General features: G+C 61.8%; 3 protein-coding genes. 1 reads left to right on the top strand and 2 read right to left on the bottom strand.

The genetic code is table 11. The features are described from left to right. Positions 1–420: 420 nt before the first annotated feature. Positions 421–1,695: a hypothetical protein gene (locus WA944_RS26655; RefSeq protein ID WP_526647505.1), complete on the bottom strand. Its 1,275-nt coding sequence runs from the start codon at positions 1,693–1,695 to the stop codon at positions 421–423. A gap of 80 nt (positions 1,696–1,775) precedes the next feature. Continuing rightward, positions 1,776–2,873 (bottom strand): hypothetical protein, encoded by a 1,098-nt coding sequence (locus tag WA944_RS26650; protein WP_526647504.1) that lies wholly within the window; start codon positions 2,871–2,873, stop codon positions 1,776–1,778. A 704-nt stretch (positions 2,874–3,577) separates the two neighbouring features. Here WA944_RS26650 and WA944_RS26645 point away from each other — a divergent pair. Then, positions 3,578–6,258, top strand: a 2,681-nt coding sequence (locus WA944_RS26645; RefSeq protein WP_526647503.1) for a DEAD/DEAH box helicase, incomplete at its 3' end; no start/stop codon positions are given.

Here is a 6,258-nt window from a genome sequence, read left to right as displayed (position 1 = left end):
CATCGCACCGAACTGCACTGTCATACGCGTGATTCTAGCTGGTTTCGCACGTAACAACCGATATGACACGACGTAATTAGTGGCTACGCCGCCATCCCGCAAAACGCCCGTCCGCGCAGGTCACACCAAGGATTACCGCTCAGAACAATCGCAACTTCGGCCTAGAAAATTTCGGCACCATGTGCACGCCTGATAGCCGGGACTACCTGCACACAGCGCATGAGCCTGCCCCTGTCTTGTCCACCCGGGTTGACGGAATTCACCCGACCAGTGAGAAGTCGTTGCGGTCGTTGGGCCAAGCGCGGGTCGGTGGAAGTTTCTACTTGACGACGCGCGGCTAAGGCTAGGAACTAGCATCCGATCCCGAAATTCAGAACCCCCCGGATTGCTGGCTTGCCCGGCCCTCATGTGTTCAGCCAGTTACTTCGTCTCTACTGGCCCGTCACCGGAATCGTCCGATGGCGGTGCGGTTTTCTCGGCGTGGGACTTATCGGCGAGATATTCGCCCACCCGAATCAATCGGTCTCCGACAGCGCCGACAGCTTTGAGGGCCGAATCTGATACTGCGTCGATCACGGCTCCGGCCGCGTCCAAGACTCCGGGAGTGTCGACGTTTGACCACTCCTCGACCTGATGACGACGGGCTTCGGCGAACTGGTCGAGCTCGTCGCGAAGGTGTGCACGACGTTTCGCAAGTTCCCGCACCTTGCGAAAGCGGAACCCCTCAATCGGAGCCGGTTTCGCGAAGTCGTCTAGGAGACTCTTTGCTTCGCGGTACAGCTTGCCGTCTTCGGCAAGTTGATGACGGACCAGTTCGTTGAGATCGTCGATTACCCGCTGTCGATGCTGCGGCTCCTTCTCTCCGACGCGGGCCAATCTGAGGAGCTGCCAACGGTATAGGGAATCTTCTGCGACCACCAGGAGGCTCAAGGTCTCACCAAGCTGCTTCTCATCGACCGCCGCGCAGAGTTTTGCTGCCCGGTCCTGTACAGGAAGGTCGGGATCGAATGAGTCCAGGATTCTGTTCACGTGGTTTCTGAGTTGCTCGACCGTCACATTCAGCGCGGGCCCGAGGCAGGCCAGCGCATCCCAGTCCGCATCCGGTAGCTCGCCGTGCTTGTCAAGGAAGTCCGTTGCCCGACGGATCGACATGTGGTTGCCGAGCACATCGCCCGCACGTGTTGCCTGGGCAATGTTGAGGACGGACTCCACCTTGCCCTCGACTCGTCGCACGGCTTTCTCGACGTCGGCGATCGCCGTCTTGAGTGCCATCTGTGTTGCGATCAACTGAACAGCAAGCATCTGCGGAGGGGCAATCTGTGTCGGCGCCCACTGCAGCTGCCGCAGGAACAGGCCATCGCCGCCACGCGTCATCATCCGGAAGTAGCCGTCTGTCCCCGGAATCCAGTTGCCCACCCGCAATGCGTTGATGCTGTCGGGGTGAAGCCGTACATACTTCCCCGAATCCGCGAGAATTCCCGCCATGCCGGTCACTAGGCCTGCGGCGTTGCTGACCGAGGAACGGTTGATCCCGGTGACCTGCATCGTCCTGCCAGCGACCGTGCGCAGGCGCGACAGATATGCCTCAACAGCTTCCGGATCGCCGGAAACGACGAGGCCGCCAGCCTGAACCGATATGTCCACTTCATCGGTCTCGGCAGGCAGGGGGAGGTTGTCGGGGGTTTCGTCGGACACGGCTACTCCTGTTTCATGGATGTCGATCTCAAATAGCCAAAGGCTTTTCGCAATCCGCGGGCTTCACGCACAATCTGTACTCAGGAGGTATAGCCGAACTGCTCCAGCCGTCGTCGAGCAACCGCAACCTCGTAGTCGCTGAACAACTCCGAAAACTTCGGCTCGACTACGAGGGCTTCCACGGTCAGGTCAAGCCGCCCACGTTCCCACAGTTCGGCGAATCCATCGGAGATCGCGGGGGACGCCAGCAGCTTGTGGCCGGTCTCTTGCGGCCCGTATTGCGACAGCATGCTCAAGAAGTAGGACGCGTTGTACCCCGCCTCTGAACGGCCGCGGTCATACACGGCCTTCATTCGTTGTGAGAAATCGACCTCGACATCGCTTGTCTGCGAGACATTGGCGACCTCTTCAGCCGCCTCTTCGGGCGCGCCAGCAGCAATGGCGCCCTCGTTTTCCACGAACCGCAACAGCGCGTCTACCGAGGTGAAGACTCGTATTTTCAACTCTTCCAAACGAGGTAGATCGGCGTCGTCGGGGTCGAGTTCCAGGACAACGGGATCTCCAAGCTCCTCTTGAAGACCCTTGGGCCAGAACGCTTCCGCGACCGCGAGCACTGCGCCGGTATTTGGGTCTGGGATCTCGGCATCGACTTCTGGTTCGGCGTAGCCTCTACGGCTGAGCTCAGCAATTAGTTCGCGGACCTGCTCGGTGCGCGGGTCGTCGATGACTTCTTCGGCGACCTGCAAACGTTCTAGGGGCTGGTTGCCATGTGGTCCCTCGGAACTGCGGAGGCTCTCCAGGAACGACTGCGCCGAGGCGGCTAGCAGTGCGCGCCGGGCGGCCAGAAAGTCCGAATAGCGTTCGACGCGCCACAGTTCAGGATCGGTCGGAATCCACTGCGACTCCAGAACACCCGGATGCTTGGCTTGGATCTCGGGCAAGTACTCCGCGGGGTCGCGCATGCCGATCTTGATGTTGGTGTCCTGAGTAAGGAAGCAGAAGTTCGCCAGCGCACTAATCTCGTTTCGGTCAAATCCGTGCTTGCGCAGCAACGCCTTCGGGAAGATGTGATGCACCTGCAGCGATGTCAGCTTGCCCAGTAGCTCGGCGCGCAACTCTAACGACCACAAGCCGGTCGAAGATTTCCTGTCCCGCGAGCACGTCGGTACCGACGCCATCACCCTCGACCCAAAGCCGCGTGTCATCAGAAGGCTGCCGCCGCGACCGCCGTCGACGCGGGCCTGCAGATGTACTGGGAACTCGCAGTAGAGCGGCTAGCCGGGTTAACGCGTTTAGCGGAGGCCCGCTTGAGACGGAAGTCCGCGACTTCATCAACAACGAGTCAGGCTCTTCGTGGGATTGGCCGGCAGCTTCCCCCTTTGCTCCAACGCCCGGGATGAGCTAACCACCGGCCTCGTGTCGTTTCGTTTCGTTTTGTCACTTGCCGTGACGTTACGAAAGTCGTGTCGTTCTGGCATGCGCGAATCCGACGACGCGTGCACTTACCCCCGGCTCCACCCGCGCCGTCCTGATCCCACAACCAGTCGACCTCCGGTACTGCGACGGTCGACGACACCCGGGGGCCGGCGCACAACCGCGCCAACACCGGAAAGCTCGCTGGCCGGACGGCGTTGTAGCGAGTCGGGAGGACGGCCTCGCGGCGCATGGAGGCTGCAGGCGCTGAGGTCGAGACGCGCACAATAGAGAGGCCGTGGTGTACCTGAACCGCGCCTCGACCGGCACCCGCACCTCAGGTGTCCAAGAACCGAGGTTCGTCGCATTGCCCATCTCCCCGCGCGACAATCCCCCTCACTGTCGGCCCCGCAAAGTAAGGTCAGCTTCGTTTGATGCTTGACGCCGAGGGAAAAGGGGGGGCGCCGCAATGGACGCATTCGGTGTCCTGAACGAGGTCTTGGGCGACTACGAGAACTTCGTCAAGGGCTTCTTGGAGATCAAGGACGACCAGATCCGCAGCAAGGTCGAGAAGGAGATCGCCGACGGCCTGCTTTGGCCAGAGCCGTGGCTCGGGCTGAATCCGGCGTTCGAGTCCGGCGGGACAGTCAGCGAACTGGTCGGAAATGGTGTGCTCGATCCCGGGGCAACCAGCATCTTCAGAGACCCGACCGGCAAAGAGATCGCCTTCCATCGACACCAGACAGATGCCTTCGAAATCGCCAACCGTCGTGAGTCCTACGTGCTCACGACCGGTACCGGTTCGGGCAAGTCGCTGGCGTACATCGTGCCGATCGTCGACCGAGTGCTGCGCGAGGGCTCGGGCAAGGGCGTGCGGGCCATCATCGTCTACCCGATGAACGCTCTTGCCAACAGCCAGCGCAACGAGCTGGAGAAGTTCCTCGGGAAGACGAACCCCAAGGTCAGCTTCGCGCGGTACACGGGCCAGGAGAACAGGGAGGAACGCGAGAAGACCCTCGCCTCTCCCCCGGACATCCTGCTGACCAACTACGTCATGTTGGAACTGATGCTCACCCGTCCGAAGGAGCGCAAGAACCTCATCAGCAGTGCCCAGAACTTGTCATTTCTGGTTCTCGACGAGCTGCACACCTACCGGGGCCGACAAGGGGCCGATGTGGCGATGCTGGTCCGCCGGCTGCGCGGCGCCGTCACCTCGAATGACGTCCAGTGCATCGGGACAAGTGCCACACTGGCCGGTCCCGGCACCAAGGGCGAGCAACGCCAGCAGGTCGCCGAGTTAGCGACGCGGATCTTTGGTGTCGGAATCCCTGCAGCCAACATCGTCGGGGAAACCCTAAGGCGTGCGACAACGGGCGAGGCAGATGCAGCCACACTGACCACCCGGCTGGCAGGACAGACGCCGGCCGGATGGGACGAGCTCAAGGCCGACCCGCTGGCCGTCTGGGCCGAGCAGCACTTTGGTCTGCACACCGACGATGAGGGCAAGCTGGCACGGCGCCCGCCGTCCAAGCTCAGCGATGCCGCCACGAAATTGCACGACGAGACTGGTGTGGACGAGACGGTCTGCCAAGAGAAGCTACAGGAGCTACTGCTTGCCGGCTCACGAGCGCGAGATCCGCAGGGCCGTTCCCTGTTCGCCTTCAAGCTGCATCAGTTCATCGGTAAAGGCGACACCGTCTACACCACTCTGGAGCCCCCGGCGAAGCGCTTCCTCACCACCCAGTACCAGCGCAGTGCACCTAACAGGCCTGCCGGGCAGCCGCTGTTCCCGTTGGCGTTCTGTCGCGAGTGCGGCCAAGAGTTCCTCGTGGTGAACCTGGAGCGCGGCGGCGAGCACTTCAGCCCCCGCATCCCGAATTCCGACCTTGTCGAACATCCCGACGCTGATGGTCTGTTGCTCGTGACAGAGAAACCATGGCCGGACCCCCACGACCCGGCATTGCTCGACCTGGTTCCCGAGGACTGGGTGGTTTCCAGCGGTAGCGGGCATGTTCTCGACAAGGCTCGAATTCCAAAGTTGCCCAACTCCTTACGCGTCGACGAATTCGGCACCATCACCGACGACGGTATGTCGGTGGCGTTTTTCGAGCGGCTCGAATTCTGCCCCTCCTGCAAGACAAGTTATGAGAGCGCCCGCCAGTCCCAGTTCTCCCGCGTTGCCAGTCTCGGCACAGAAGGTCGTGCGAGTGCGGTGACCGTGCTCTCGCAGTCAATTGTCAGAGCCCTCAGACGCGAGGCCGACCTCGACGATGACGCACGAAAATTCCTGGCTTTCAGCGATAACCGTCAGGATGCGAGCCTGCAGGCCGGCCATTTCAACGACTTCGTGCTGGTTGGGCTGATCCGTTCAGCCCTGTACCGCGCCGCGGCCGACTATCAGGAACAGAACCCCGGGGAGCCGCTCACCGACGAGAACCTCGGGCCCGAAGTGGTCAAAGCGCTCAGCGGGAAGAGTCTCAAGTTCTTCGCCCGCGACGAGGAGACCGCTGACGAGCACATCCCGCGAAAGAAAATCGCCCGCGCGCTGCGCGATGTCGTCACCTATCGCTTGTGGGCTGATCTCAAGCGGGGCTGGCGTATCACCATGCCCAACCTGGAACAGACCGGACAGCTCCGCCTGGCGTATGAGGGTGTGAGCGAACTCGCCGCCAATGACGACAAATGGGCAAACTGCGGAGAACCACTGGCGAGTGCCGACGCCGAAACGAGACGGGACGTAATGCATGTCCTTCTCGACGAACTTCGCCGAAACCTCTGCATCGACACCGAATTCCTCACCGACGAGAAGTTCGATGCCGTCCGGCGCGCCAGTAAGGAATGGCTGAAAGACCCATGGGCCATCTCCGATGACGCCGGCACCTACAGCGGTCTGGCCTACCCCGTCGGCCGGCCGAAGGGCGTGACTGGGATCGGCGCGGATCTCCACTTGTCGGGGCTGGGCGCATACGGGCGCTGGCTGCGACGACCTAATCGCTTCCCCCTCCTTCAGCATGCTCTTACAGTAGTAGCGGTTGCAGACCGCGCGGCAGAACCAGATCACCGTCAGGGGTTTCGTCGTAGCTGTAGAGGAACCGTGGCGTGTCCCAGGTGCTGCGGCGAGCACGTTGGCGGACATCGAACTCGGGGTTG

The organism is Mycobacterium sp., from assembly GCF_049683355.1.
Lineage (GTDB): Bacteria > Actinomycetota > Actinomycetes > Mycobacteriales > Mycobacteriaceae > Mycobacterium.
The sequence above is the reverse complement of the archived record's forward strand: the minus strand, read 5'-3'. Positions and strand labels throughout refer to the sequence as shown.

Coding starts and splice junctions, on each gene's coding strand:
- WA944_RS26650 (WP_526647504.1), bottom strand. CDS start 2,873: ATGGCGTCGGTACCGACGTGCTCGCGGGACAGGAAATCTTCGACCGGC.